This window comes from Acinetobacter amyesii (assembly GCF_023499985.1).
Lineage (GTDB): Bacteria > Pseudomonadota > Gammaproteobacteria > Pseudomonadales > Moraxellaceae > Acinetobacter > Acinetobacter amyesii.
On record NZ_JAMCOU010000032.1, the window covers coordinates 89,720 to 116,082 of the forward strand.

Consider the following 26,363-nt stretch of genomic DNA (forward strand, 5'->3'; position numbering starts at 1 on the left):
AACAGTTATCCGCTGTTTAGAAAGAAAAGCCCTATCACTCGATAGGGCTTTTTGCTAACGTATAACACAGCATATATAAAAACAAATTGTACGTTTAACCGTTCGGAGAAGCCCATGGAAACAATATTAGGACTGTGTATTGGTATTGGCTTAAGTGCTGCCTGTGGCTTCCGTGTCTTTGTACCTTTATTAGTGATGAGTGTTGCTTCAATTTTAGGGCTATTCGAACCGATGAAAGGATTCGAATGGTTGTCTATGCCTGCAGTATGTATCGGCTTAGCAATTGCGACGGTTTGTGAAATCGCCGCATACTATATTCCTTGGGTAGATAATGCGCTCGACACCATTTCAACACCCGCAGCAATGATCGCAGGGACCATCGCCACAATGGCAGTAAGCTCAGGTGAAATGTCACAGTTTGCCAGTTGGGCGGCAGCAATTATCGTCGGTGGTGGTACAGCAACAGCAGTGCAAATGAGTACCGTCGCTGCGCGTGGCGTATCTACCGCAACCACAGGTGGCATTGCAAATCCGATCTTATCTACAGGGGAATGGATTGGCGCTGCTGTCTTGTCAGTATTGGCCTTTTTAGTCCCATTTTTCGTGGTGGTCTTAGTGATTGCGATCGTGATCTGGTTGGTTCGACGTATTCGCCAAAAACGAGCTGTACAGGTCGATACCCCTTTATAAACCAATCAACATTCCACTCTAAAATGAATCCATCTTTTAGAGTGAGTGATCTGCGTTTTGTTTAATAAATATAGAAATAAAAATCAGAAACTGAGTATTAGCAAAGTTTGATAAAGATTATAAAAATTATAAGAAGCGCTACTGATACACAGACCATCATACAGTTAGAGATAGTACTTTCGGTTGTCTGATTTGGACACCGTATTTGTTAATGCCAGTTCGAGTGAAAAATACCTTTATTCAACATTCCAAGCACTCGGCTTAAGCGCAAAAAATGAAATCGAGAAATCCCACCTATCCATCCTAAAAGAGTACATCATTCTGCGTTTAAGTCATCCAAGAGACGCCTAAAAATATCTTTAAAATATGGTTGATTTTTAAACAATAAAGGCATAATTTTAGTATGTGATTATAAATCACATAGTTTTTATATGGATTTATTAATCTTTGAATTTTATAAAAAATAATGAGGGGAATGGTAGATGATTAAATTTATAGTGGATGAAAATGCCTTAACGAATGGCTCGCATTTAATTCACAATGGTACGCAAGGATGTGTAGACATGCCGCAATTTGACCAGCAAATATTGATTGGTTATTTTGCCAATTTCGAACTCGCTTATAAGCGTGCACGTATGAGTTGGCCAACAGAAAAAGTGGTCGGTTGCGATAAATGCTGTAGTCAAAGCTAGAAATTCAACATGCATTAACTTTGAAATAACGCTGTATATCCAAGAAAAATGGCGCAGAAATTGCTAACTAAAACAGGTAATCGCGTTATTAATAGGATATGCAGCATGACCACAGAAACCATCCGTTCTACAAAATATCCAGCACAGGCACATGCCTATGCAGCATGGCCTTTGATCCTGATCATCATTGGTGGTGCGATTGGACTGGTATATGCTGTGATTGCTTATTTGATCAATCTCAAAATATATGCATCAGACCTCAGCCGAATGAATAAAATTTTGGCCAATTTACTCTGTGGTATGGCAGCATGTAGTGGTTGGTGGTTTAGCGCACAGTGGGTGCAAAGCTATTTAGCTCAATGACCAATCATGCGTTGAATAGATCATCCATTAAATAGCTGATGTTACACACTTAAAAGTAGTTTTGCATTTTTAAAATGATTTTTAATTCTATTCGACGGCGTCTTATATCTAGGGATTGAATAAATGGATTAGCCTTCGGCTGGAGGTACTCTTACGAAACATTGTTTCTCATTCGGCAAAATGAGAAGCGAAGCTTCGCAAGGAAACCATCTTGCGGAGCAATGCTCCTCACCGCAAAACTCGCTCATTACCGTCAAATTATTCAAAGTATCGCAAAAACATTTTTGATTAAAAGTAGCTCTGTCTCAAACACTTGCGGATGACGTGACCGCGTATCGTTCATTTATTTGAAGCAAATTGCGCTTCTGATGTTACTGCGTAACATCAGTTCAATAAGTAGAACAAAGATAGATCTAGATCATTAGTTACTCATTGAGCGGTGTTTTGTGAGTCATGATTAATGTAGATAATTCAAATGAAGGGATGAATGCTCAGTGGCGATACATTTTAGAATTTAGCGCTGTGTTTGGACGTTTTGTCTGTTGTAAAAGAAAATTTTCTTATAATTGGGCAAATCTGCAGATAAAAAACGCTGAAATGAGCTGAAAAGATAAAATATCCTGCTAAACCTAAAATGGCTGAAAAAATTTGCTGAATTTGCAGAAAATTAGAAAAACTTAGGAAATTAATCCCGATCCTCTTTGGTTAAAGTATATATCAAGGGTGTGATAGAGATTGAAAAGAGTAGCATGCTGTCAGTGGTGCAAAACACGTGTACAGTACTCACCCAAAAGGTCTCGATTCAGCTTAGGACGCTATAAACCAGAAGTTTATAGGCTATAAGATCATGACTTACAAAGTGATGATAGTTGAAGTAAACAATATTGTTTTCTCTTATACCACCCCAAAATTTAAGCCAAAATAAAAAAGAATAATGAATCATTACTCCTTTAATCCGCATAAAACAAACCACACCAGTTTAATCACCATAAGCTTAAAGATCATCAGGCATCTCCCGTAAAAATAGTCCTAAGCCAAGTGTTAAATCTGAACGAATTTCATTTTCATCGCATTGAATAGCTTCTGTGCTTTTTGCTACTTTTTTCAAGCACACCTCAATTTTCAAATCTCGCTGTGGTATGCATTATTGACTCTTAATCCAATTGGAGAACTCATTTCAATACAAGTTCTCATTGGTTAAAAGTCCTGTCTAGAATTCAAATGATCCCGATGGTTTGAGTGCTAAGTTATGGCGAAAATTCTCGGGAAAAGTCATTTATCAGATGGAAAAAATGCTAAAACATGATACGAGAAGAAAATATTTTCAATATATCTTTAAATGTGAAAAATATTTTTAAAATAAGCCAAAAATAGTAATTTTCAGGGAAACAATCCCTCATCGATACCACTACTATATATCTCAAGGGTGTGATAGAGATTGAAAAGAGTAGCATGCTGTCAGTGGTGCAAAACACGTGTACAGTACTCACCCAAAAGGTCTCGATTCAGCTTAGGACGCTATAAACCAGAAGTTTATAGGCTATAAGATCATGACTTACAAAGTGATGATAGTTGAAGTAAACAATACTGTTTTCTCTTACACCCTAAAAAATTTTTAAGAATTCAATCAATAATAAATCCTTCCATCTTTTTCAAAATTCCAAACTTCGTATTCATTCCCAACAAATTTTGATCACTGCTGATGTAATAAATATCACGCAGAACAACTCAAACTTAATCTAAGCTTCGGATTGTCCTTTTTCACAAAGTTGTTATGCTTAACTATCTAAATTTTAAATAATTTTATTGTGGGTTATCTTGATCAATTGATACAGGATTGTCTGCAGGCACAGCAGACTAAAGCTGAGCGTATATTTGAGTTTTCAAGTTTTGATGATCTTACTCAACACGCACATTATATTTATGTGATACAGCAGGTTGGTGGCGATATACAGCAGACATATCAGGATTATGCCGCATTTAAGGCATTGAAAACCCATGCTTGCGCCAAGTTAAATCAACCCAATCACATTCTGTATGTCGGATCATCACGGACAGGTATAAAGAACCGTTTAAAACAACATCTAGGTCTTGGGCCTAAACAAACTTATGCCTTGCATTTGTCGCAGTGGTTTCAGGGCAAATATCGCATACACTACATCAGTATCCTTTAACCACGAGTGCAAGCATCTTACAGTTACTGGAGGATGATTTGTCTCATTCATTAGCACCAGCCTTTGGTAAATTGGGGGCCAATAATCGTTAGGGTTAGACCTGATCGGTTAAAGTCGATTGACAGCGAATTAGTCAGTTGTTATTTTGCCGACATTCTCCCAGTACACAGTCTGTCCATGCCTTTAGATCCCAACTTTGTCTATGCGCCGCCTCAAGGTCCTCTACGTATTTTGTATGAAGATGCAGACTTGGTTGTCATCGAAAAACCAGCGGAATTGCTGTCGGTTCCGGGACGTTTGCCTGAGCATCATGACAGTGCCTATCTTCGTGTTTTGGAGCAGTATCCTGCTGCAAAAATTACCCATCGTTTAGACATGGCAACATCAGGCATTTTGATGTTTGCGAAACACCGCGATGCAGAAGTGGCGGTGAGTAAAATGTTCCAAGCGCGAACGGTTCAGAAGCAATATGTAGCTTTGGTTCAGGGTAAGCTAGAAGGTGAGGGCAGTGTTGAAGTGCCCCTCATTACGGACTGGGAAAATCGACCACGACAGATGGTGCATTTTGAATTGGGCAAACCTTCAAAAACCTTGTATCAAGCCATTAGCTATGATGCAAGCAAGGATATTAGCCGAGTATTATTAACACCAGTGACAGGGCGTTCTCATCAGCTACGCGTACACATGATGCATATTGGGCACCCCATTACAGGGGATCAACTGTATCACCCGAATGCAAAGCAAAGCTCACTCGGACGGATGGCGTTACATGCTTGCGATCTGGCATTTACCCAGCCCTTAACCCAACAAGCTGTTCATATTCATTGCGCAGCAGAATTTTAAAGCATATTCATGTGAATGCTCACTGTTCATAAAATCTGCTGTGTTGCATTGAAAATTTTATGCAGCTTAGCAAGCTAAGAAAAATTACAGCTTTAAATAGGTTTTTCTGCTTAAAAATAAATCATGATATACACTATATCCCCAATTCTGGGGATTTATAATTACTCCAAATATCTCTATAAAATGTATGAAATATTTACAAATAATGGTATTAAGTTGATTTGTATCTTTTAGTAAATAAACACCTTTTTTAAATTATTATTCTATTTTCTAAAGTATATTGATTGATTATTTTTTAATATGAAAATTTTTTATTAAATTAATTTAAAACAGTATTTTAGTTGAATTGTGTGCAAGTGTGTATTTGGTCAGATAAATACGGTTTTTTGCATTTGTTCTGCTAATATGAAATGAATTATAGATTTTAACTTTTGTAACTTAGGTTTGTTTTGGGGAATAAACTTAAATTATTGAAGCTTATTTTGAGGATTAGCAAATGATCAATATTGCTTTAATCGTCCTTATCATCCTATTAATTGTGGCTCTCCTTTTTGTATATAACCGCAAATTGAAAAATGATAAAACCCTACGTTCACTGCAGGAAAACTTCGATCGTGCGCGGTTAAAACTGGCTGAAACAGAGTCTCAGCAAGATGAATTGAATTATGCAATCAGTCAATTACGTATTCAAAACAGTGGCTTAAAAATCCAAGTCGATAAAGTGGCAAAATATCAACATATTGTAGAGATTGAACAATATGTTGAGTATCGAACTTTACAGGCTGATGGTTTGGTGGAAGTCACCAAAGCCAATGCCGATATCATGTTGAATGATATTCGCGCACAGATCGAACAAGTGCGTCAGTATTTGAGCAAATATCAAGAAAGAGCTAAATCACAAATACAGGAACAAGCCCGTGCCGAGTTAAAGGATTTGTATAGCCAAGCGCTGGATCAGCAGCATTTGGAAAACATCAACCGTGCTTTGGACAACAAAATACGGGGCTATCAGTCAGCATTCTTTTTACCTTTACAGAGTATTTTAGATCAGCTGATGGATGGCATGAATGAATCTGCGGCAAAGCAAAATTTGACTGCGGTACGTTGCAAAATGATTGATGCAATGGAGCAGCAATCGACTGCAAAATGTAATTATGTTGATGAAGAACGTCGTTTGGCTGCGATGCAATTATTTACATTGGTGTTTAATAGTCGTGCTGATTTGTATTTAGCCCAATTAAATACCAAAAACTTAGGTGAGCTATTGCAGGCTTTGGCGGATGATTTCACCTTGCTCAATGTGCATGGTGTACATTTTAGTCAGGCACGGGTACTCGACAGTTATCTACAATTACGCTTAGAAGAATTGAAAATGGCAGCTTTGGTTTTACATTTCAAAGAAACTCAGGCCAATATGGACGTTGTGGTTTAATTTGAATTGTTATAAGAAAGATCACTTCGGCGTTCTATTTCTGATTAAAGAGATTTAGCTAATGCAAATTGCAACAATTATCCGTTAATCTAAGTCAACAGAATAAAATTCATAAACGATAAGGGAAAGTACAATGACTCGTGATTTTAAACAATTTCCAGATGATGATAATGGCAATGTGCTGTGGCAGATGCAGCAAGATGGTGATGATTTATCTGTGCCGCACGAAATCGAATATTCAATTGCCTTTTCCAACGAAGCGCAGGCTGAACAGTGTGCATTGTATTTATTGAAAGAAGAGCAAAAAATTTCATTGTTCCAAGATGAAGAATCAGATCGCGTGGAATGGATTATCACGGTCTATGTTTATATGGAACCTGATTATGAAGATATCGTTGATTTAGAGCAGTGGTTTATTAAAATTGCGGAACAACATTCGGGCGAATATGACGGCTGGGGTTGTATGGCTTATATCTATGAAGATGATGATCTGGATGAAGATGAAGCACAATTGAGCTAAGTCTCACTATTGTATCGTTAGAAATAAGAACCCAGTGATTTAACTGGGTTTTTATTTTTTTAATTGTAGGAATGTTGGGTTAAGTATATATTTTTAAACAATTTAAATTCAAGTTAATATGAATGCAGCTCACAAAACATAACAAGGCATTGCGTTAAAGTGATGGGATCAATCTGTAGGATTCGCTATAGTATTGAACAGCAATAACCTTTCTCGCACGTTTCAAAGCTGTTTCATTTAGAACGTTTCAGTGTGATAAAAATTGACGATAAAGCGAGGGTGAATGCATGTGGATGATTCAGTGAAAACAATGAAAAAGGACATCATCATGAGCAATACTGTTCGATTACATCGTGTTTTTAGTGCGCCTGTAGAGCGCGTTTATCGTGCCTTTGTGGAGCCAGATGCTTTGGTTAAATGGATGGCACCGCATGGATTTACTGCCCATGTGGAACATTCGGATGTGCGTGTAGGTGGCTCGTACCGTATGTCGTTTCAAAATTTTTCAACGGGAACCACACACGCTTTTCATGGTGATTATCATGATGTCGTGCCGAATCATTTACTGCGCTATACAGACCAATTTGATATGCCAGAGTTAGCCGGTGAAATCGAAGTCACTGTTGAGTTTAAAGCGGTATCAGTAGGAACCGAAGTGACGATTGTACAGGCAGGGTTGCCGAGCGTTATTCCACCAGATGCCTGTTATTTGGGTTGGCAGGAGTCTTTACAGTTGCTGGCTTTTTTAGTGAATCCAGCGATCCCCGATGAATAATTTGAAGAATGATCGAAAACTATAAATAGGCGAAGGAGGGCTTAATGACTGTACACATTAAACGTATTTATGATGAGATAAGCCCAGACGACGGTAAACGCATATTAGTCGATCGCTTGTGGCCGCGTGGTATCAGTAAAGTGAGCGCAGAGCTAGATTTGTGGCCGAAGGCATTGACGCCATCTACAGATTTACGTCGTTGGTATCATCAAGATGAGGCAATGGCTTCTCGTTGGGACGAATTTAAACAGCGCTATTTGCAAGAAATACAACCCAATCAAGCCGAGTTAGAACAACTGCGCGCATGGGAAAAAGAGGAGCCCCTGACCTTACTCACAGCGGCCAGACATATGGATAAAAATCATGCGCATATCTTAAAAGCTTTAATATTAAATACCTCATTAGAGATCTAAAATTTAAACCTTCAAGTGCTGTAGCGTTGTGAAATTTACGACCTTCACAATGTGATTAAACCATACGAAATTTATGGTTTTTAAGTTTATGAAATACATAAAAATGTTATATTAAGTTTCTGTGGATTTTTACATCCATCTTTTTTTGAGGTCTTGTATGTCTTTACCCAATTGTCCCCAATGTAATTCTGAATATACCTATAATGATGGCGATTTACTGATTTGTCCCGAATGTTCACATGAATGGCGTGAAGGCGAAAGCGCTGCAGATGAACAGGTGCTGATTAAAGACGCCAATGGCAATGTATTGACCGATGGTGACACGGTTACTGTGGTGAAAGACCTTAAAATTAAAGGCTCATCCTCAGTGGTGAAAGTTGGCACCAAAGTTAAAAATATCCGTCTTTTAGCCGATGCAACAGATGGTCATGACATTGATTGTAAAATTGATGGTATTGGGGCTATGAAACTCAAATCTGAATACGTGAAAAAAGTTTAAGTTTCGTTATTGTTCGCTTTAAAGCAATCTTCAATCATCCTAAGCGAAGGCCACACTTGGCTTGGGATGTCTACTTAAAGATGAAATAGATAACTAATCCGCTATAGATTTTATTTTTCAGCCTGCATAATAGACGCATTACGGGTTTGAAATGTCTTTACTATGCCGCATATTCATTTGGAATATTCCAATAACCTTGAGCTGGAGCCTCGTCCTTTACTTAAAGCGCTGAACGCTGCCTTATTTGAATCGGGTCATGTCAGTGCCATTAATGATATTAAGAGCCGAGCTGTCGCTCAGGAAGATTTTGTTGTGGGTTTGGATGAACACGCTCAACATGCGTATATGCATGCCAAAGTTTCATTATTGACGGGTAGAACGGTTGAAGTTCAAAAGCAAATTTCATTGTTGTTATTGGACGTGTTGAAACAACATGTCACAGCTTCAGCAGTAGAAGTGCAACTTTGTGTGGAAATATTAGAAATGAATAAAGCAACATATTCAAAGCAGATCGTCAGTCCTTAAGGCCTTTATTCAATGCGTTGAGTAATGCGCCTCTATTCACAAATACATCATGATGAAAGAATGATGAAATCCGACTTCGGTCGGATTATTTTTTATTGGAATTATTTATTGAAAATCATTTTCTTAGTGATTAAATTTTAAGCCTTGACACTGATCAAAAAAGACATTGAAAAATGTGACCGAGTTCATTTATATTCTGTAGATCAGGTTGAATTTCCAACAACAAATCCTGATCGAATAATAGATAAAACAATGAAAATGAAGGGGTAACATATGTCGGAATGGTACCAGATCACTCATTCTAATGATCAGCAGTTTCGTTTTGTATCAAAAGCATGGAACGGTGAAATCATTTTAACGAGTGAATTATATAAAGTTTAAGCATCATCACAAAACGGGATTGAGTCTGTCCAAAACAACAGTGCAGATGATAGTCGCTTTGAACGACTGAATGTTAATAATGGTAAACCATATTTCAATCTGAAAGCGGCAAACCATCATATTATTGGGATCAGCCAATTTTATGCCAGTGAGCAATCGCGCGATAAAGGCATTTAGTCAGTTAAAACCCATGGTGCGAATACCCAAATTAGAGAATTAACAGCTTAAATTTGAAACAACCTGATTAAGACAGCCAAAGCGAGATGAACAAACCTGAAGGCTCGTCAAAATCACAAGATCAAAAGCTATATGGTTCTCAGATAAGCGCTGTTAGGTTGGATGCTATTCAATCTAGAGCAGGCTTATTTAACGGTACAAGGAAGTACCACAACTTCACTGGCTAGAGTGGTGAACGATGAATAAGCAGAATCATATTTTGTATTATGGGCTCATTGCGATCTTGATCATCGTCTTGGGTTGGATGATTGCGTCTCCGTATTGGGTGCTGTTCCAAATACGTCAAGCCTATGAGCACAATCAACCTGAAAAAATTGCTCAATATATCGATTTTTCGGCAGTCAAATCGAGTCTAAAACCACAAGTCGAAGACCTCATTCAACAGAAAACTGGGCTACAGCATTTACCCGAATTCGCCCAGTCTTGGGGTGGGCAGCTCAGCACAGTCCTGAGTGCAACGCTAGTCGACAGTCTGGTCAATCCAACCAGTATCATGCTGCTTTTACAAGGCAAAGCATTAAAAGAGTCGATCCAACTACCAGAAATAACCAAACTGACCAATCCGAGCATGATTAGCTCAGGGATTGAACTATTCACGCATGCTGAAAATAAGGTCGCAAAACCACCTCATACATCAACATTATCCAAAAATGATGCAACTACAACCGCTGCAGCTTTAAAGCAAAGCCAGCCACTTGAACCTAAAGCCAGCTACAGCGCTTGGAATCGATTTGATCTGTATGTGCCGCTCCAAGGCCTAAGCGAAGCAAAATATACCGTATTTAGTATGCAACGCCGTGGTTGGAGCTGGAAGATCGTTGAAATTCAACTTCCAAACGCCGCCCAGAACAATGCTTCATAAAAAATAAAATAAATAGGTGCCAGAGATGCAAGATAAAATCAAAATAGTCGGTGACCAACAGGCCGCTGACGAAATTCTGCAATTTTTAGCCAATTGGGATGAGGTCATCTGCCAATTGAAAATTGAAAATATTGCTGAATCCTGCGCAGCAGATGTGTACTTTTTTGATGCCAGTTGTGAAATGCGCGGCTTAATGGCATATCAAAAAATGTGGGAATTTTATCGGGAGTATTTTCGTGAAGGTTTAAAGGTGTTTAGGCGGGAACTGGTCATCCATGCAGAACCTGATATTGCCTTTCTGCACTGTTATTCCAAAATTGATGATAAGAGTGGAATACCAACGCCAGGGATCTCATGGTGTCGTAACACCATTGGGATGAAAAAAACACAGACTCAATGGAAGATCGTTCATCAACATATTTCTGTTCCAGTGGATATTGTGACTCACCAAAGTAAAGTGATTACCTTTTAATTCATCCCAAAACACAGTATGAAAACAGAGCCATGTCGCTCTGTTTTTTTCTTTGCAAATCATTACATGAAATGCGTATGCAGTTCTAAAACTTCAGCCTAAATTAAAAAATAATGACCATCGTTCAGGATAAGAAAATGGATCATAAAAATAATAAATTAGCGCAAGATTTTGAATCATCACCATCAGGTCAAAAGCAAGGCTTACAAGACCTGAACGCCTCGAAGCAAATGCCTCCCGCAGATTTACATAAAGTGATTCGAATCACGGCAGGATTCATCATCTGCAGTTTGCTGATTGCAGCCTTATATCTTGGTAAAGATATTTTTATTCCATTGGCACTCGCAATCTTATTGGCTTTTTTAGTTGACCCTTTGGTGATGAAACTCCGAGGTTGGGGACTACCACAGATGCCATCGATATTTATTGTGGTCGGTTTGGCTTTGGCGATTTTGTCCGGCGCGGCCTCTTATTTGGGTTATCAATTGGGGCAATTAAGCCAAGAGTTACCGCAATATCACGGTACGATTCAAAAGAAAATGGATTCAATTCGTCAATTTGCACGCGGCCCAAGTGTTTGGGATGGCGCAAAAACCACCATAGATACTGTTGAAAACTCGATAGATGATGTGGTGCCTGAAGAGAAAAATCCTAAAGTGCAGCAAGTGGAAGTGGTGGGACAACAACAAACCACGGCTGAAGCGGTCATGGCTTGGAGTGAGCGGGTGCTCAATCCCTTGGCAACCGCAGGTATTGTATTTTTGTTTGTGATTCTGATTTTGGTCAATCGGAAAGATTTGCATGACCGTTTCCTTAAGCTGCTGGGCGGCAATTTAAATATCGGAACAGACGCACTAGATGAAGCCGCCAATCGTATCGGTAAATATTTACGTATGCAGCTGATGGTCAATGTGACCTACGGTATTCCGATGGCCTTGGGACTTTGGTTTATTGGGGTGCCGGCAGCAATTATGTGGGGAATGGTGGCGATAGTGATGCGCTTTGTTCCCTATGTCGGCCCAATGATTTCTGCGATTTTCCCCATTGCATTGGCTTTTGCGGTAGATCCCACATGGAATATGGTGCTATGGACAGTGGGTTTAATTTTGCTCTTGGAATTGGTCAGTAATAATATTATTGAGCCTTGGTTATATGGGGAAAGTACCGGACTTTCAACCTTAGCCATTATTATTGCCGCCATGTTTTGGACGGCTGTGTGGGGGCCAATTGGTTTAATTTTATCGACGCCTTTAACCGCATGTTTATTGGTGCTTTCGAGCTATGTACCATCCTTAGGTTTTATTAAAACCCTGATCGGTAGTACGCCTGCATTGGCACCGCATGAGCGCTTCTATCAAAGATTAGTCGCTGATGATGTGCAAGATGCCGTGGATGTCGCACAAAATTTTATTGCTGAAAAGTTACCGAAGGAGGCGAAGGATGAAATCAAGGCACGTCGGGTTAATGCGTTTTATGCCAAAGTCGCGATTCCAGCCATACGGATTTTTTCGAGAGGCCACAACACCGAGGCCAGTGCTGAACATCGACTACGTTTACATCAGGGATTAAAACTGTTTAATCATAGTTTTCAACGGGCATATCCAGTGGCACAGCAGGATCAGAAAACTGAGGTTTTTTGTATCGGCGCACGTTGGGAAATAGATGTTCAAGTATCGGCTATGTTGGCGCATGGCCTAAGCTTAAGCGGTATTCCGGCACAGGCATTTAGCGACGTACTGATACAAAATCAGCATCAAAGTATAGATGATATCCAAGCAGATATTCAGATCGTCTGTATTTCGATTTTCCATACGGCACCCGAAGCTCAAATTCGCCTACTAAGCCATGTTTTTAAGGCACAGTTTCCGGATAAAAAACTGATTTTTGCACTCTGGAGCTGTGATGAAGTAAAGCAATTAGATGCAATCAAAGAAAATTTCACCGTCGATGCTGTAGTCAATAATATGAATGACTTGTTATTAACCATTGAAGCTTTTCAATTGAAGCAGGGTGAATCTTGGTTGGATGAGCCTGATCCTAGTGTTGAAGCGCAGCGCTTAAAAGCATTAGAAGAACTGAATGTTTTGGATGAGCGGAATTTACCGATCTTTGAACAATATATTGAAGAAGCTCGACAAGCCTTCGATGTGAAATATGCGCAAATTTCTTGGGTCAAGCAAGATTGGGTTTATACCCCAGGTAGTCCTTTGGCTGAGGCTACTGAGCAACCGATGCAGGTGCGCCAGTCGAAGCAAGACTCGATCTGCAGCCATTTGGTGTATCAAAATGAACGCCTGATTATTGAAGACTTACAACGTGACCCACGCTTTGCGCATTTACCTGAATTGATGCATAACCGTATTCGCTTTTATGCAGGCGTTGCACTTAGAGATCGTAATGGGGTGGCGTTGGGAAGTTTCTGTGTTTTAGATCGCCAACCGAATCAAATGACCGATGATGATATGAGTCTGTTAAAAGGCCTGGCGGCAGATTTGATGAATACGCTCAGTGATGAAAATGTGAAGCGAAAAAAATGTGAGGAGATACAGCAACTGAATGATTCGTCTTCATAATTTCAAATGATGCAGCAGATCTTTTAAGACTGGAGTTTCGGTGAAAAGCATTTTAAGATGGTTCTAATATAATTATTTTGAGCCAAAGACATGAACAAAAATAATGTCATCTGGCAACTTCTATTGGGCTACGTTGCTGCATTGGGTTGTAGTGTGAGCTTTGCTCAAATTCAAGGAAACTATTTTTCACATAAGGATTGGGAAATCGCTTGTGATAATACGGGGACTTGTCGCGTTGCAGGTTATCAAGCGGAGGGCAATCAGCCTGCTATTTCTGTGTTATTACAACGTGCTGCGGGAGCTCAAGCGCAAGTCAGCGCACGAGTGAAACTCGATCCTGAAACCTTCAGTGCGGCAAATCAACCACTTCAACTTTATATTTTAGGTAAAAATCAGGGAACTGTGCAGCTTGATGCCAAAACTGCGGAAGGTCAGTTAAGTGCAGCTCAAACTCAAAAACTGATTCAAGCTTTGCAAGCCAATCAACCGATTGTGTGGAAAGGCAACAACAAAACATGGTTATTGTCCGTGCAGGGTGCTAGTGCGGTTTTGCTCCGTATGGATGATTTTCAAAAGCGCATAGGGACAAATTCTGCATTATTACGTAAAGCCAATAGCAGTTCGGCCAATGTACTCAAACCGAAAAGTATTCCAAAAGTGAATATTCAAAATTACAGTAAGGGCTTACAAACGCGGTATGCCGTCAATGCGCCCACAGCCAAACAATTATTTGGATTGATAAAGAAAAAAACGACAGTAGAAGATTGTCCTCAACTCTTTGATGCAAATTTCTTAGAGGATGATCGAGTCGTGGTGTTTCCAATCAATGGAAAAAATGCCTTGGTCGAAGTGCCATGTTGGCGTGGGGCATATAACAGTGGTAATGGTTATTGGCTGATGGATCGTAACTTAAAGCAAATCAAACAATCCGTGACCTTTTCTGGAAGTGGGTTTAGTGAAGGACAAATTTTCTCCAACCAACGTGGACGAGGCATTGGCGATTGTCAAAGTAAAGGGGAATGGTCGTGGAACGGTCAGCGCTTTATCCAAACTTATATGGCAAAAACCACACAGTGCAAAGGATTTGCTGGAGGTGCATGGGAAATTCCAACCTTAGTATATTGGGTTCAACTCGACTCTTAATTACAAAAAGCCCTGATATACAGGGCTTTTAAATCATATAAAGTAGTTTTTATCGGCTTAACATGAATAACCAACAATACTAAAAACGTTTTGGAATTTTTTGTCCGCCCACAACCGGTGATTCAGCGATTTTCAACACACCAAATAGCCATGTTTCGGCATGATGAACAGCCGCTTTGAGCTCATCACCTAAGGCTAAACGCCCAGCTATAAAACTCGCCAATGAGCAGCCTGAGCCGTGATATTCCCCATCTAGTCGTGGACAACGGGTTTCAGAAACTAATTCACCCTGAATGTACAACGAGTTTTGGATATAGTCTGGCGTATTTTCATGGCCACCTTTTACTAATACCGCTTGAGCGCCCATCGCAAAAAGTTTTGCTGTAGCTTTAGATATGTCGTCTTCACCTGTGAGTGCGCGTAATTCTACGGTATTGGGTGTAAGCACAGTGGCAAGCGGAATCAATTCCGCAAAGGCTTTGACCAAAGTTGCTTGATCGCCCAAAGAACCACCACTATTGGCAACTAAAACGGGGTCGAGAACATAATGATATTCGGGATGTTCACGTAAAAACTCAGCGAGAGCCGCGATATTTTCTGTCGTTCCTAGCATTCCTGATTTTACACAGCGAATAGGGAGGTCACCGACGACAGCATGTGCTTGAGCCAACAATAACTCACGAGAGGTTGCTTCAAACGAATACACTTGTTGTGAGTTTTGAACGGTTAATGCTGTACACGCAATGGCAGCATGTGCACCACTTTGACCAATGGCTTCAATGTCCGCTTGCAGTCCTGCACCACCTGAAGGGTCAAGACCTGAAAAGCACAGTACAGTAGGGCGCACAATGATGTCCTTATTACACAAAATTTGCGATAGTATAGGCAACTTTGAGCGAACACTCGATAGTATTTTTGCAGAAGTGAATGGATAAGGTAAAAGCTGTGATTAAGAATATATTGATTGATCTCGATGGAACATTAACAGATCCAAAAGTTGGCATTACCACTTCAGCACGCTATGGACTGGCGAAAATTGGACATCCCATTTCGGATGAGACCAATATCGATTGGATCATTGGGCCGCCTTTGAAAGCCTCTTTGGCCAAAATCCTCAATGTCGATGTGCATAATGTACTTGCAGATCAGGCTTTACTAGGTTATCGCGAGCGCTTTGCCGTTACCGGTTTATTTGAAAATAAAGTCTATCCTGCCGTTGCTGAAACTCTAGCAACCTTACAACAGCAAGGTTTTCGCTTGTATGTTGCTACAGCAAAGCCGACGGTCTATGCTCGCCAAATTTTAGAACATTTTGATTTGGCGCAATATTTTACTGTAATTTATGGCAGTGAACTAAATGGCGAGCGCACCAACAAAGGCGATTTAATTGAATACATTTTGCAGCAAGAACAGTTAGATGCAAAAGAATGTGTGATGGTGGGAGACCGTGAGTACGATATTTTAGGCGCACGCCGTAATGCAGTGCCGAGTATTGCTGTGAGCTATGGTTATGGTAGTGCAGAAGAAATTCAAATGGCTGCACCAGCGCTAGTAATTGACGGTTTTAACGATCTGATTTCGAGTATTGAGCAATTGCAGCAGCAGAAAGTGTCATAGTTTGATTTACCCTTGTGAATGAAGCTGATTATTTAAAGATAATCAGCAAAATCAGAAAGATCAGCCCACAGAAAAACCATTTGAGCAAAGGTGACTCATCATTTTTGATGGTTTCTGCTTCGAGTGCGATACCATGTTTGTCGTAAACAAATACAAAATGTGCATTTGCGCTTAGTGCCATTTCTTGAATGGCTCGTAGCTCGAGCGCGCTGACTTCTTCACATAAGCGTTCTTTTAACTGAATAAAAATAACCGGCTGTCCAAACTCATACCACTTGAAGTGGATCTGTTGTATGAGTTGGTTGAAGCACTGTTCTGCAACCTGATAGTTTCGGACAAAACTTCCACGTTCTATAAAAGCCAGATGGCAGTTTTGTTCAGCTACAATTTGATGATCGTGCGTTAAAACTTGCATTTGATCATAATGGATCTGTACCCAAACTGCGTCAGGAAAAGACGCTAATTTTTCTTTTAACATCACTTTTCGGTTTCATTATTATTTTAGTGGATAGCAGTATGTCATTAAAATTTAGTGAAAAATATAGCTGAGATATAAAAAATACAACGATCTATCGAGTTTTTGTCTTAAAACGTCTTTCGCAGTTTTGTCACTTTGAATTTTTACTTCCATAATTGAAATATCTAACGCTTAAGTAGGTTTTTAAAACCATTATCCTTTTTCTAGAAAACTGTTTCTCATCTGATTTATGTAATCGACCTTGTAACTATTTCAGGCTTTTGAAAAAATTCAGACAGAAAATAATAAAGCTGAATGCTATGTCCAAATCATTTTTATTCCCTAGTCAGTGGCTCAAACCATTGCACCCACGTGATCCACATGAGCACCATCGTGTCGCGACCTCTTTAGAATTGCTTTTTGACTTGATCTTTGTTGTCGCGATCGCAACAGCAGGGCAGCAATTGCATCATGCCATTGTTGAAAATCATTTGGCTCAGGGTTTAACGCTGTATGGCATGGTGTTTTTTGCTTTGTGGTGGGCGTGGATGAACTTTAGTTGGTTTGCTTCGGCTTATGATAATGATGATGCGCTCTATCGAATCTTAACTTTTGTTCAGATTATTGGCTCTTTGGTCATTGCTGCTGGTATTCCAAGCGCTTTTCAAAAGCAGGATTTTGATGTGATTGTGATTGGCTATGCCATTATGCGTCTCGGCTTAGTTACGCAGTGGTTTCGCGTTGCTAAGCATGATCTGTCCCGTCGGAAAACTGCATTACGCTATGCGTTTGGCATCATACTGGTACAAGTCGGGTGGCTGTTCTTTCATTTTTCGCCGCTGCATTTCACCGTTTATCTTTTCATTTTGCTCGCAATTGCTGAACTGTCTGTGCCAGTTTTTGCAGAGGCTGCAAGCCGTACACCTTGGCATGCGCATCATATTGCAGAGCGATATTCACTGCTCACCATTATCGTTTTAGGCGAATCTATTGTCGGATGCTCGATTGCTATAACCGATGCATTAACAAATCAGCGTTTTAGTACTGAACTGATCTTTTTGATGGTAGGCGGCCTGATGATGATGTTCACCATGTGGTGGTCTTATTTTGATACCAGTATTGCAGAGCGTTTAAATAGCCGAAAAATGGCATTTACTTGGGGGTATGGACATTTCTTTGTCTTTATTAGTATCGCGGCGATTGGTGCAGGTTTAGCTGCCGCAGTTGATGTAGTTTCGCATGAGGCACTGATTAGTTCTGAAAAAGAAAGCTACTTTGTGGCGATCAGCCTTGTGATTTATACGACAAGTTTATATTTACTCCATGAATTGCATCATCAAAGTGGCTTTAGAAAACTTTTATATCCTTTAACCGTGGTGATTGTTTTATGTATTCCGTTGTTTATTACTCCTGCGGGTTATGCAATATTTGCGATGGCAGTGGTATATGCATTGAGATTGATGTTTACAAAATGCTATTTAAAATGAAGGTTTATTGTCATAGTTCCGTCTGCGATGAAGGGACTATGACCTTGGTTTGATGATGGTATCCGTCCGTAATCTGCATAACGACAGTCATTTTTAGCTTGTCTATTTTGTAGTTTGAATGTGAGGAAGGTGTGATTTGAATAAATAAGAAAAATAAATAAATCTCTTAATGGTGTACTCCCAAATGAAAAAGGAGAGAAATAAGCTAACAGGTACGTAAAGAAAATAGCTGTTTTCTAATCTCGATAGAAAAGCCAATGGAATACTGAATAAAATTACTAAATAGAGTAAAGGCAGGTGATATTTCCGTTGCCATATTCTCCCGTGGATCAATTCATGGTCAAGACTGAATTGGTCTATATTGGAAATTACTGTAGGGATCGACTGCATAAAATCAGGTTGTTTGAGCACCGTTTTTATTTTCTTTTGTACAAGATATCCATCAATTAAACAGTAGCTTATGAAGATAATCGAAATTGTATGATTAAAAATGATAAGAGGGTAAAAGCATATGCTGAATATGACCAAGATATTAAACGTCAGTGCTCTAAAATAGCAGTGATGACAAGTTCTTGTTGCAGCAATGAGTGTTACTAGAAGCGTAATGATGATTGCGATAATGAGTAGGTAAAAGCGTTGTATGAACAGGTAATACATGCTGAAAAGAAGCCCTATAATAATGACGCATATCCACGACCTATAAATCAGTGAATTTTCTTTTGTTGTTGTATTTATTATTATTTCCATGCTTTATTCTCAAAAATAAACCCTCCGAAGAGGGTTTAAATACGTCACACGACACATCCTTTGTCATTTTCGAATACTTAAATTCAAAAAATTAGCAATCTTTACGACACATAATGACACTTGGATGCGACACATCCAATGACATTTTGAGAAGAAAACGACACATCTTGTGTCATTTTAATAAAAGTATATAAATTAATGAAAAACAATAATTATGAAATTTAAGTTAACTAATATTAATTGTTTTTAATTTTTTATTAAAAAGATATCTATATATCTATCCTAGACGTCGAAAGAATACTAATGCCTAAATCTTTGTACGACAAATTTTGTCGTTGAATTTGTGCTTTCATCTATTCAACAACAGACTTAATGTTAATATTTCAAAACTAACTTTACTAAAATTTAAAAGAGGAAAATATGTCTAATAATGTATGGACAACCACGATAATGTTCGATGAAAACTATCGAGTATTTGGTTTATCCTTTCCAAATACTTTCAATTATGTTGAGTTTCATAAACTTAACAGAGTTGGAGCAACTGCAGAGGAAAAAGAACGTGTAGCGAAATTACTTGATGCTCGGATAGAAGTGACTAAAAAATATCATCTAGCTGAAGAAATATTAACTGCAAATGCGCCTACAGTTCTATATGCTCACGGTTTTAGTAAAACAGTCAAACTCCCTAGTTTTTTCCGTACACAAGAAGGTTTTGTTATTCTCTCTGAAGAGTGTGCGAATGTATTGAAAAAGTTTCGCTTAGGCGAAAGCACACTCTATCCATTATCTTTTTTTGATATTCAACTCAATGAGTTGGTAAATGATCAAACTTATTATTTTTCCAATATTGCTGAGTTAAGAAGTTATTTACGTCCTGAATATTGCACTGAAGAACTAGATAAACGTTCATACACAAAACATGAAAATTATCAACTTTTCAGTTTATACCATGCCGATTATGCCGATTATGCGGTAGCCATAGCGAATGAAGCTACAACATGTGATGTTGATCTATGGCAAGACCCAGAATTAAATCATTCAATTTTTATTTCAGATGAGCTTAAAAAAGCATTAGATGAAGCGCAATTGAGTGATGCATGGCAATTATTCTTATGTGACCTTAAATAAAAGCTAGAAAATAAATATAATAATGCTGTTATACATTCAGTAGATCTATTATTTTGATGGTTGTCATTATACTAAAATTTAAAAACTAATTTTAAAAACTTAAAAGAGGAAAATATGTCAAATAACGTTTGGACAGTAACGTCTATGAATCAGAATAATTTACGAGCATTTGGGCTCTCGTTCCCAAGCAAGTTTGACTACGCTGAATTTTATGCTTTAGGAAAAATATCTAATAAATCTCAAGATGAGATAAAAAAGAGAAAAAACTCTTAAAAAGTATAATTGATATAAGTGACGAATATAAACAATTTAAGAAAGTAGATGATAAGAATATCCCTTATACTTTATATGGGCACAGTATAGATAAAAATATTGATTTCCCAAATTTTTGTCGTACTTTAGAAGGTTTTTTATTAATTAGTGAAAAAAGTGCGAATATTCTAAAAAAATTAATTTGGGCGACACAAAGTTCTATCCTGTTTCATTTTTTGATTTAGATTTAAATGAGCCCATTAATGATAAAACCTATTATTTTTTGAATATAGCCGAATCAAGAAATTATTTATAGCCTGAATTCTGTACGAAAGATTTAGAAGCAGAACCATTTACTGAAAATCTTTATGGATTACATTACTCAGAATATAAAAATAACGCTATTGCAGTTTCGGAGCAGGCAACAGGGAGTGACTTAGATCTTTGGCATGACCCAGAGTTGATTTACTCAATTTTTATGTCTGATGAACTAAAGAAAGCCTTGGATGAAGCTCAATTGAGTGATGCATGGTAATTATTCTTATGTGCTCTTAAATAAAAATGACTTTGTTGCACGTGCCTGCCGATAATGTCTTATCCCGCAATATAATTCGCAAATGAATAAGCTTACTCCCAAAATTTATCGTACCCTCAATTAGTCTATATACAACCGAGCGCGCATTAATTGTGGAAATATTTCCACTGGGTTTGATCCCAAAACTTAATGGTATGCTTGGTCAAAAGGCCAACACGGACGCAATCAAACTTATTCTGACGCAGTCATCTAATGCTGTCTTATAATTCAATTTCTATTCCGTCTATTTTTAGGCTTGCTCACTGGCTTTGTTCAAAGTCTCATTAACCTGTTTGGCCTATATTGAACAACTTTAGAATATTTGACTTTTTATGGTAATAAAAAAGCGGAATATTAAATTCCGCTTTTAAAAATCAAAAATTTACCAGCTTAACGCACCACCAGTTTGGTAATCCGTTACGCGAGTTTCAAAGAAGTTCTTCTCTTTACGTAAGTCCATCATTTCTGACATCCACTGGAATGGGTTATTCACACCAGCAAATTGTTCAGGCAAGCCCAATTGGCTTAAACGACGGTTACAGATGAACTTCAAGTATTCTTCCATCATGCCTGCATTCATACCCAATACACCGCGTGGCATAGTGTCACGTGCATATTCGATTTCAAGCATCGTACCTTCAAGAATCATTTGAATGATTTCTTCTTGGAACTCAGCAGTCCATAGGTGAGGGTTCTCGATCTTGATTTGGTTGATCATGTCGATACCAAAGTTCAAGTGCATAGATTCATCACGTAAGATGTATTGGAATTGTTCAGCAACACCATTCATCTTGTTACGACGACCCATAGACAAGATTTGGCTGAAACCACAGTAGAAGAAGATACCTTCAAGTACGCAGTAGAACGCGATCAAGTTGCGAAGCAAGATTTGGTCGTTTTCAGGTGTACCTGTTTTGAACGTAGGATCACTTAAAGATTGTGTATATTTCAGCCCCCAAGCTGCTTTACGAGCCACTGAAGGAATTTCACGGTACATGTTGAAGACTTCGCCTTCGTCCATACCTAAAGATTCGATACAGTATTGGTAAGCGTGCGTGTGAATCGCTTCTTCAAATGATTGACGTAAGATGTACTGACGGCATTCAGGGTTGGTAATGTGACGGTAGATTGCAAGAACCAAGTTGTTCGCAACCAATGAATCCGCAGTCGAGAAGAAACCTAAAGAACGCATAACAATGGTACGCTCATCTTCGGTTAGGCCATTTTCAGACTTCCAAAGTGCGATGTCATGGTTCATGTTCACTTCTTGCGGCATCCAGTGGTTTGCACAACCGTCTAGATATTTTTGCCAAGCCCATTCGTATTTGAACGGTACAAGTTGGTTTAAGTCAGCGCGGCAGTTGATCATCGCTTTATCGTCAACTTGAACACGCTGAGCACCCATTTCTAGCTCTTCTAAGCCAGGTGCAACGTCTAGATTTTCTAGAGCGTTAGATGCTCTTGCCAACGGATCGGTTGGATCTGTTGGTCGATTTGTACTGGTTCGAGCGGGTTGTGCAGCTGCCAAATTCGGCGATGAGTGCTGTGCATTAGATACCACTTGCGAATCAGTCGTTTTTTGCGGTTCGACGGGCGCAGGCTGGTGAGCTTGTGCAGCTTGTTTCGGTTCATCATCTTCGAAATCGTCCCAACTTAGGATAGACATAACAGTTCTCTCTTCGTTGCTTTATATCTTTTATAGACATCCAGCGTCGCTGAGATGTCCTACTATACGCTCAATTTGTGTAAGCAAAATTAAGTTTTGTCGATCACTGCTCTAAAATTGTTCGGTAGAGCAAATATCCCCACTACTTATTTTGATTACGCGATTTATATGCCTTAAACCAGAAATAGGCGATCGGGACATAAAAAGTCAAAATAAAGGAAACCACCAAAGCAATAAGCCCTAACTGATAGTTATGCGTCATATGTGGCATGGTGGTGTCCTTTATTTCATTGGTAATTCTTAGTCGAGACTAAGAATTACATTAAAATCATTTTTTAGATGATTTAGTTGGCTTCACGGTTTCAACAACAGTAGTTTTAGGATGCTTTTTAGCATATTCCAAAGTTACATATTGACCCGTGATAGCACTTCGAGCAGCTTTATTCGCCATGGCTAAGTACCTCATAATAATTGCTTAGATGACTTCTACTGGCTCGATTGTAAATTCAATGATAGAATTACTATCGCATTCTCTAATGCCAGCCTCGGGGTGACCTCTTAGCAATGCCACATCGAGATTGAAAGCCTTCTAGTTAGTTTTGACGGACGCTAGAGGGCTTTTTTATTGCCTAAATTTTTAATCCCCCTAAATCCCCCTTTTGCAAAGGGGGACTTGCATCCCGCCATTTGCTTCGAGGAATCTCCCTCCTTTATTAAAGGAGGGTTGGGGAGGATTTAAAACCTGTCAGATTACTGACAAGCTTCACAATCAGGGTTGTCAATTGAACATGCCATAGGCACTGGAGCTGCTTGACCAAAACCTTCTTCTTCAGCAGCAACTTCAGCTTTAGGTTCTTCTTTCGCAACAGCAGTTACAGGTGCTGCAACAGTAGCAGGCTTAACTGCGTTCAATGCGCCAGTGTTAATGGTTGATTTCTCAGCAGAAGTCGCACCCAATGCACGTAGGTAATAAGTAGTTTTTAGACCACGTAACCATGCCATTTTGTACGTCATATCGAGTTTCTTACCGTTTGCACCAGAGATGTAAAGGTTAAGAGACTGAGCTTGGTCGATCCATTTTTGACGACGTGATGCAGCATCAACAATCCAACGTGGTTCAACTTCGAACGCAGTCGCGAAGATTGCTTTAAGCTCTTCAGGAATACGTGCAATTTTTTGAACCGAACCTTCGAAGTGTTTCAGGTCGTTGACCATTACAGAATCCCAAAGACCGCGATCTTTTAACGCACGTACTAGGTACGGGTTGATCACTGTGAATTCACCAGAAAGGTTAGATTTCACATACAAGTTTTGGAAAGTTGGTTCGATTGACTGTGATACGCCACAAATGTTCGAAATGGTTGCAGTCGGTGCAATTGCCATCACGTTTGAGTTGCGCATACCGTCTTTTTGAACTTTAGTACGTAAACTATCCCAGTCCAAACGTGTTGTACGGTCAACTTCAAACATACGGTCAGGACGCGCTTTTTGTACGATATCTAAAGAGTCAATTGGCAAGATACCTTGATCCCAAAGTGAACCTTTAAATGTCTCGTAAGTACCACGTTCAACTGCCAAGTCGCTAGACGTTTGGATTGCGTAGTAAGAAATCACTTCCATAGATTCGTCAGCGAACTCAACCGCAGCATCAGAACCATAAGCCAATTTCATTTCGTATAAAGCATCTTGGAAGCCCATGATACCCATACCCACTGGACGGTGTTTCAAGTTCGAGTTGCGTGCTTGAGGAACAGCGTAGTAGTTGATGTCAATCACGTTGTCGAGCATACGAACAGCAGTTTTTACTGTACGAGCAAGCTTTTCACGATCTAACACACCGCCTTGCACGTGTTGTACAAGGTTAATTGAACCTAAGTTACATACTGCGATTTCATCTTCGTTAGTGTTCAGCGTAATTTCTGTACACAAGTTAGAAGAGTGAACTACACCAACGTGTTGTTGTGGTGAACGTAAGTTACATACGTCTTTGAATGTGATCCAAGGGTGACCAGTTTCAAACAACATAGACAACATTTTGCGCCATAAGTCTTTCGCACGGACTTTCTTATGTAGCATGTTGGTTTCTTTCGCAATGCCTTCGTAGTAAGCATAGCGTTCAGCAAATTCTGCACCTGTTAGGTCATGCAAATCAGGTGTTTCAGATGGTGTGAACAGAGTCCATTCAGCATCTTCGAATACACGTTGCATAAACAAATCAGGAACCCAGTTCGCTGTGTTCATGTCGTGTGTACGACGACGGTCATCACCCGTGTTCTTACGAAGTTCTAGGAATTCTTCGATGTCCAAGTGCCAAGTTTCAAGGTATGCACATACTGCACCTTTACGTTTACCACCTTGGTTGACTGCAACAGCAGTATCGTTGGCAACTTTAAGGAACGGTACAACACCTTGTGACTTACCATTTGTACCTTTGATGTACGAGTTAAGCGCACGAACTGGTGTCCAGTCATTACCTAAACCACCTGCCCATTTAGACAACATTGCGTTATCACGCATTGCGCCATAAATGTTGTAAAGGTCATCTGAAATCGTTGTTAAGTAACAGCTAGATAACTGTGGACGTAAAGTACCAGAGTTAAATAGAGTAGGCGTAGACGCCATGTAATCGAAGCTAGACAATAAGTTATAGAATTCGATTGCACGTTCTTCACGGTTTGCTTCGTTCAATGAAAGACCCATTGAAACACGCATGAAGAATAATTGTGGTAATTCGAAACGTACACCATCTGAGTGGATGAAGTAACGGTCAAATAAGGTTTGTAGACCTAAATAAGTAAATTGGTTTGAGCGTTCTGGTTGAATCGCAGCAGCCAATTTTGCAAGGTCAAAGTTAAGTAGTTCTGGAGAAAGAAGATCAAGCTCGATACCTTTCTTCAAGAAAGTTTCTAAAGCGTCGCCTTCATTCGTGTCACTATCTAAACCTAAGAACTCTAACCCTGTAGCAACAAGGTCGTTACGCAATAAACGCGCAGTCACATATGTATAGTTTGGTTCTTGTTCGATACGTGTACGAGTAGCCATCATCATGGTCGTTGAGATGTCTGACTCTTTTACGCCGTTATAAAGGTTTTTTACAGTCTCATCGATAATCGCTCGAACATCGATGCCTTCTAAACCTTCAGCTGCTTTAACAATATTTGCCTCAAGTGCGCCAAGATCAAGCGGTTTAAGCTGACCGTTTGAACCTGTCACTTGTAAAGTAGGGTGGTGGTGAGCACCAGTTTGTTTACGAGCTTCGGCACGTTGTTCGCGGTAAATCACGTAAGAGCGAGCAACTTTTTGCTCACCTGTACGCATAAGCGCAAGTTCAACCTGATCCTGAATTTCTTCAATATGAATGGTACCGCCAGAAGGTAAACGACGGTTAAAGGTATTCAATACCATCTCAGTTAATTGAGAGATACGGTCATGAATACGGCTGGAGTCAGCGCTTTGCTGGCCTTCAACGGCCAAGAACGCTTTACCAATCGCCACAGAGATTTTTTCTGCATCAAAAGGTGCAACGTCACCGGTGCGTTTAATCACCTGAATTTGACCAGGGGTTGAATTCGTTACGCTCATGCTAGCATAGCTCCATTTGTCATCTATTTTTATGTTAGGACCGTTTGAACTGGGCAATTTTTATGCCACAGTGTTTGAGGTTTAAACACAAGACCTAGTGGTTTAAAAATTTATTGAACACAAGATACGGGAAAATTCAGGGTATATCAATATTGACATTTTACTAAATGCTTTGAACTTTTTTGGCAGAAATCCATCTCAAAAAATCCCTATTTTTTATCTTTGTTATATATGCCTTATCCGACAAGGGCATAGCATA

At 39.4% G+C, this 26,363-nt stretch carries 23 protein-coding genes and 2 pseudogenes; 20 read left to right on the forward strand and 5 right to left on the reverse strand.

Annotated elements, in window-relative coordinates:
* Positions 1–114 precede the first annotated feature (114 nt).
* From M5F03_RS10300 to M5F03_RS10375, 16 genes and pseudogenes are all read left to right on the forward strand, one after another.
* On the forward strand, positions 115–690 hold the full coding sequence (locus M5F03_RS10300; protein WP_249708269.1) for a DUF4126 domain-containing protein: 576 nt from the start codon (positions 115–117) through the stop codon (positions 688–690).
* A gap of 482 nt (positions 691–1,172) precedes the next feature.
* On the forward strand, positions 1,173–1,382 hold the full coding sequence (locus tag M5F03_RS10305; protein ID WP_078191130.1) for a hypothetical protein: 210 nt from the start codon (positions 1,173–1,175) through the stop codon (positions 1,380–1,382).
* A gap of 105 nt (positions 1,383–1,487) precedes the next feature.
* Positions 1,488–1,745, forward strand: a complete 258-nt coding sequence (locus M5F03_RS10310) for a hypothetical protein (protein WP_111884816.1) — start codon at positions 1,488–1,490, stop codon at positions 1,743–1,745.
* Positions 1,746–3,553: 1,808 nt separating this feature from the next.
* Positions 3,554–3,919, forward strand: coding sequence for a hypothetical protein (locus M5F03_RS10315; RefSeq protein WP_249708271.1), 366 nt, complete (start codon positions 3,554–3,556; stop codon positions 3,917–3,919).
* Between the two features lie 177 nt (positions 3,920–4,096).
* The gene (locus M5F03_RS10320) at positions 4,097–4,762 is read left to right on the forward strand and encodes a pseudouridine synthase (RefSeq protein WP_078191125.1); all 666 of its coding nucleotides are present in this window, start codon (positions 4,097–4,099) and stop codon (positions 4,760–4,762) included.
* Positions 4,763–5,258: 496 nt separating this feature from the next.
* Positions 5,259–6,194 (forward strand): SNIPE associated domain-containing protein, encoded by a 936-nt coding sequence (locus M5F03_RS10325; protein ID WP_249708273.1) that lies wholly within the window; start codon positions 5,259–5,261, stop codon positions 6,192–6,194.
* A gap of 133 nt (positions 6,195–6,327) precedes the next feature.
* Positions 6,328–6,714, forward strand: coding sequence for a ribonuclease E inhibitor RraB (locus M5F03_RS10330; protein WP_111884820.1), 387 nt, complete (start codon positions 6,328–6,330; stop codon positions 6,712–6,714).
* Between the two features lie 328 nt (positions 6,715–7,042).
* Positions 7,043–7,489 (forward strand): SRPBCC family protein, encoded by a 447-nt coding sequence (locus M5F03_RS10335; RefSeq protein ID WP_180173141.1) that lies wholly within the window; start codon positions 7,043–7,045, stop codon positions 7,487–7,489.
* Positions 7,490–7,533: 44 nt separating this feature from the next.
* The gene (locus M5F03_RS10340; protein WP_180126141.1) at positions 7,534–7,902 is read left to right on the forward strand and encodes a DUF488 domain-containing protein; all 369 of its coding nucleotides are present in this window, start codon (positions 7,534–7,536) and stop codon (positions 7,900–7,902) included.
* Positions 7,903–8,059: 157 nt separating this feature from the next.
* Positions 8,060–8,401: a zinc ribbon domain-containing protein YjdM gene (locus M5F03_RS10345; protein WP_078192316.1), complete on the forward strand. Its 342-nt coding sequence runs from the start codon at positions 8,060–8,062 to the stop codon at positions 8,399–8,401.
* Between the two features lie 162 nt (positions 8,402–8,563).
* On the forward strand, positions 8,564–8,926 hold the full coding sequence (locus M5F03_RS10350; protein ID WP_078191119.1) for a 5-carboxymethyl-2-hydroxymuconate Delta-isomerase: 363 nt from the start codon (positions 8,564–8,566) through the stop codon (positions 8,924–8,926).
* A 273-nt stretch (positions 8,927–9,199) separates the two neighbouring features.
* Positions 9,200–9,484 (forward strand): annotated as a pseudogene (locus tag M5F03_RS10355) (YegP family protein).
* Positions 9,485–9,722: 238 nt separating this feature from the next.
* Positions 9,723–10,406: a DUF2939 domain-containing protein gene (locus M5F03_RS10360; RefSeq protein ID WP_180094360.1), complete on the forward strand. Its 684-nt coding sequence runs from the start codon at positions 9,723–9,725 to the stop codon at positions 10,404–10,406.
* A 25-nt stretch (positions 10,407–10,431) separates the two neighbouring features.
* The gene (locus M5F03_RS10365; RefSeq protein ID WP_218954980.1) at positions 10,432–10,878 is read left to right on the forward strand and encodes a YybH family protein; all 447 of its coding nucleotides are present in this window, start codon (positions 10,432–10,434) and stop codon (positions 10,876–10,878) included.
* A gap of 137 nt (positions 10,879–11,015) precedes the next feature.
* Complete coding sequence (locus M5F03_RS10370; protein WP_249708274.1) at positions 11,016–13,451, forward strand: AI-2E family transporter; 2,436 nt, start codon at positions 11,016–11,018, stop codon at positions 13,449–13,451.
* 90 nt (positions 13,452–13,541) lie between these two features.
* Positions 13,542–14,594 carry a DUF1176 domain-containing protein gene (locus M5F03_RS10375; protein WP_249708275.1) on the forward strand — a complete coding sequence of 351 codons (1,053 nt, stop codon included), beginning with the start codon at positions 13,542–13,544 and terminating at the stop codon, positions 14,592–14,594.
* 79 nt (positions 14,595–14,673) lie between these two features.
* On the opposite strand, the gene M5F03_RS10380 is transcribed toward M5F03_RS10375, so the two are convergent.
* Positions 14,674–15,441 (reverse strand): hydroxymethylpyrimidine/phosphomethylpyrimidine kinase, encoded by a 768-nt coding sequence (locus M5F03_RS10380; RefSeq protein WP_078192312.1) that lies wholly within the window; start codon positions 15,439–15,441, stop codon positions 14,674–14,676.
* 98 nt (positions 15,442–15,539) lie between these two features.
* Here M5F03_RS10380 and M5F03_RS10385 point away from each other — a divergent pair, with 98 nt between their 5' ends.
* Positions 15,540–16,211, forward strand: a complete 672-nt coding sequence (locus M5F03_RS10385) for an HAD-IA family hydrolase (RefSeq protein ID WP_249708376.1) — start codon at positions 15,540–15,542, stop codon at positions 16,209–16,211.
* A 28-nt stretch (positions 16,212–16,239) separates the two neighbouring features.
* On the opposite strand, the gene M5F03_RS10390 is transcribed toward M5F03_RS10385, so the two are convergent.
* Entirely contained in the window at positions 16,240–16,692 is a 453-nt protein-coding gene (locus M5F03_RS10390; protein WP_249708276.1) for a hypothetical protein, read from the reverse strand.
* A gap of 296 nt (positions 16,693–16,988) precedes the next feature.
* On the opposite strand from M5F03_RS10390, the gene M5F03_RS10395 reads away from it, so the two are divergent.
* The 3 genes and pseudogenes from M5F03_RS10395 to M5F03_RS16680 form a co-directional block, all read left to right on the forward strand.
* On the forward strand, positions 16,989–18,155 hold the full coding sequence (locus M5F03_RS10395; RefSeq protein WP_249708277.1) for a low temperature requirement protein A: 1,167 nt from the start codon (positions 16,989–16,991) through the stop codon (positions 18,153–18,155).
* A gap of 1,167 nt (positions 18,156–19,322) precedes the next feature.
* Positions 19,323–20,030 (forward strand): hypothetical protein, encoded by a 708-nt coding sequence (locus M5F03_RS10400; protein WP_249708278.1) that lies wholly within the window; start codon positions 19,323–19,325, stop codon positions 20,028–20,030.
* Between the two features lie 914 nt (positions 20,031–20,944).
* Positions 20,945–21,157, forward strand: a pseudogene (locus M5F03_RS16680) (transposase); the annotation flags it as partial.
* Between the two features lie 81 nt (positions 21,158–21,238).
* Here M5F03_RS16680 and M5F03_RS10405 read toward each other — a convergent pair.
* The 3 genes from M5F03_RS10405 to M5F03_RS10410 form a co-directional block, all read right to left on the reverse strand.
* A complete protein-coding gene (locus tag M5F03_RS10405; RefSeq protein ID WP_078191110.1) occupies positions 21,239–22,522 on the reverse strand; it encodes a ribonucleotide-diphosphate reductase subunit beta in 1,284 nt (427 codons plus the stop codon).
* Between the two features lie 328 nt (positions 22,523–22,850).
* Positions 22,851–22,973: a hypothetical protein gene (locus M5F03_RS16645; RefSeq protein ID WP_265937026.1), complete on the reverse strand. Its 123-nt coding sequence runs from the start codon at positions 22,971–22,973 to the stop codon at positions 22,851–22,853.
* Between the two features lie 299 nt (positions 22,974–23,272).
* Positions 23,273–26,104 (reverse strand): ribonucleoside-diphosphate reductase subunit alpha, encoded by a 2,832-nt coding sequence (locus M5F03_RS10410; protein WP_249708279.1) that lies wholly within the window; start codon positions 26,102–26,104, stop codon positions 23,273–23,275.
* Positions 26,105–26,363: the final 259 nt, after the last annotated feature.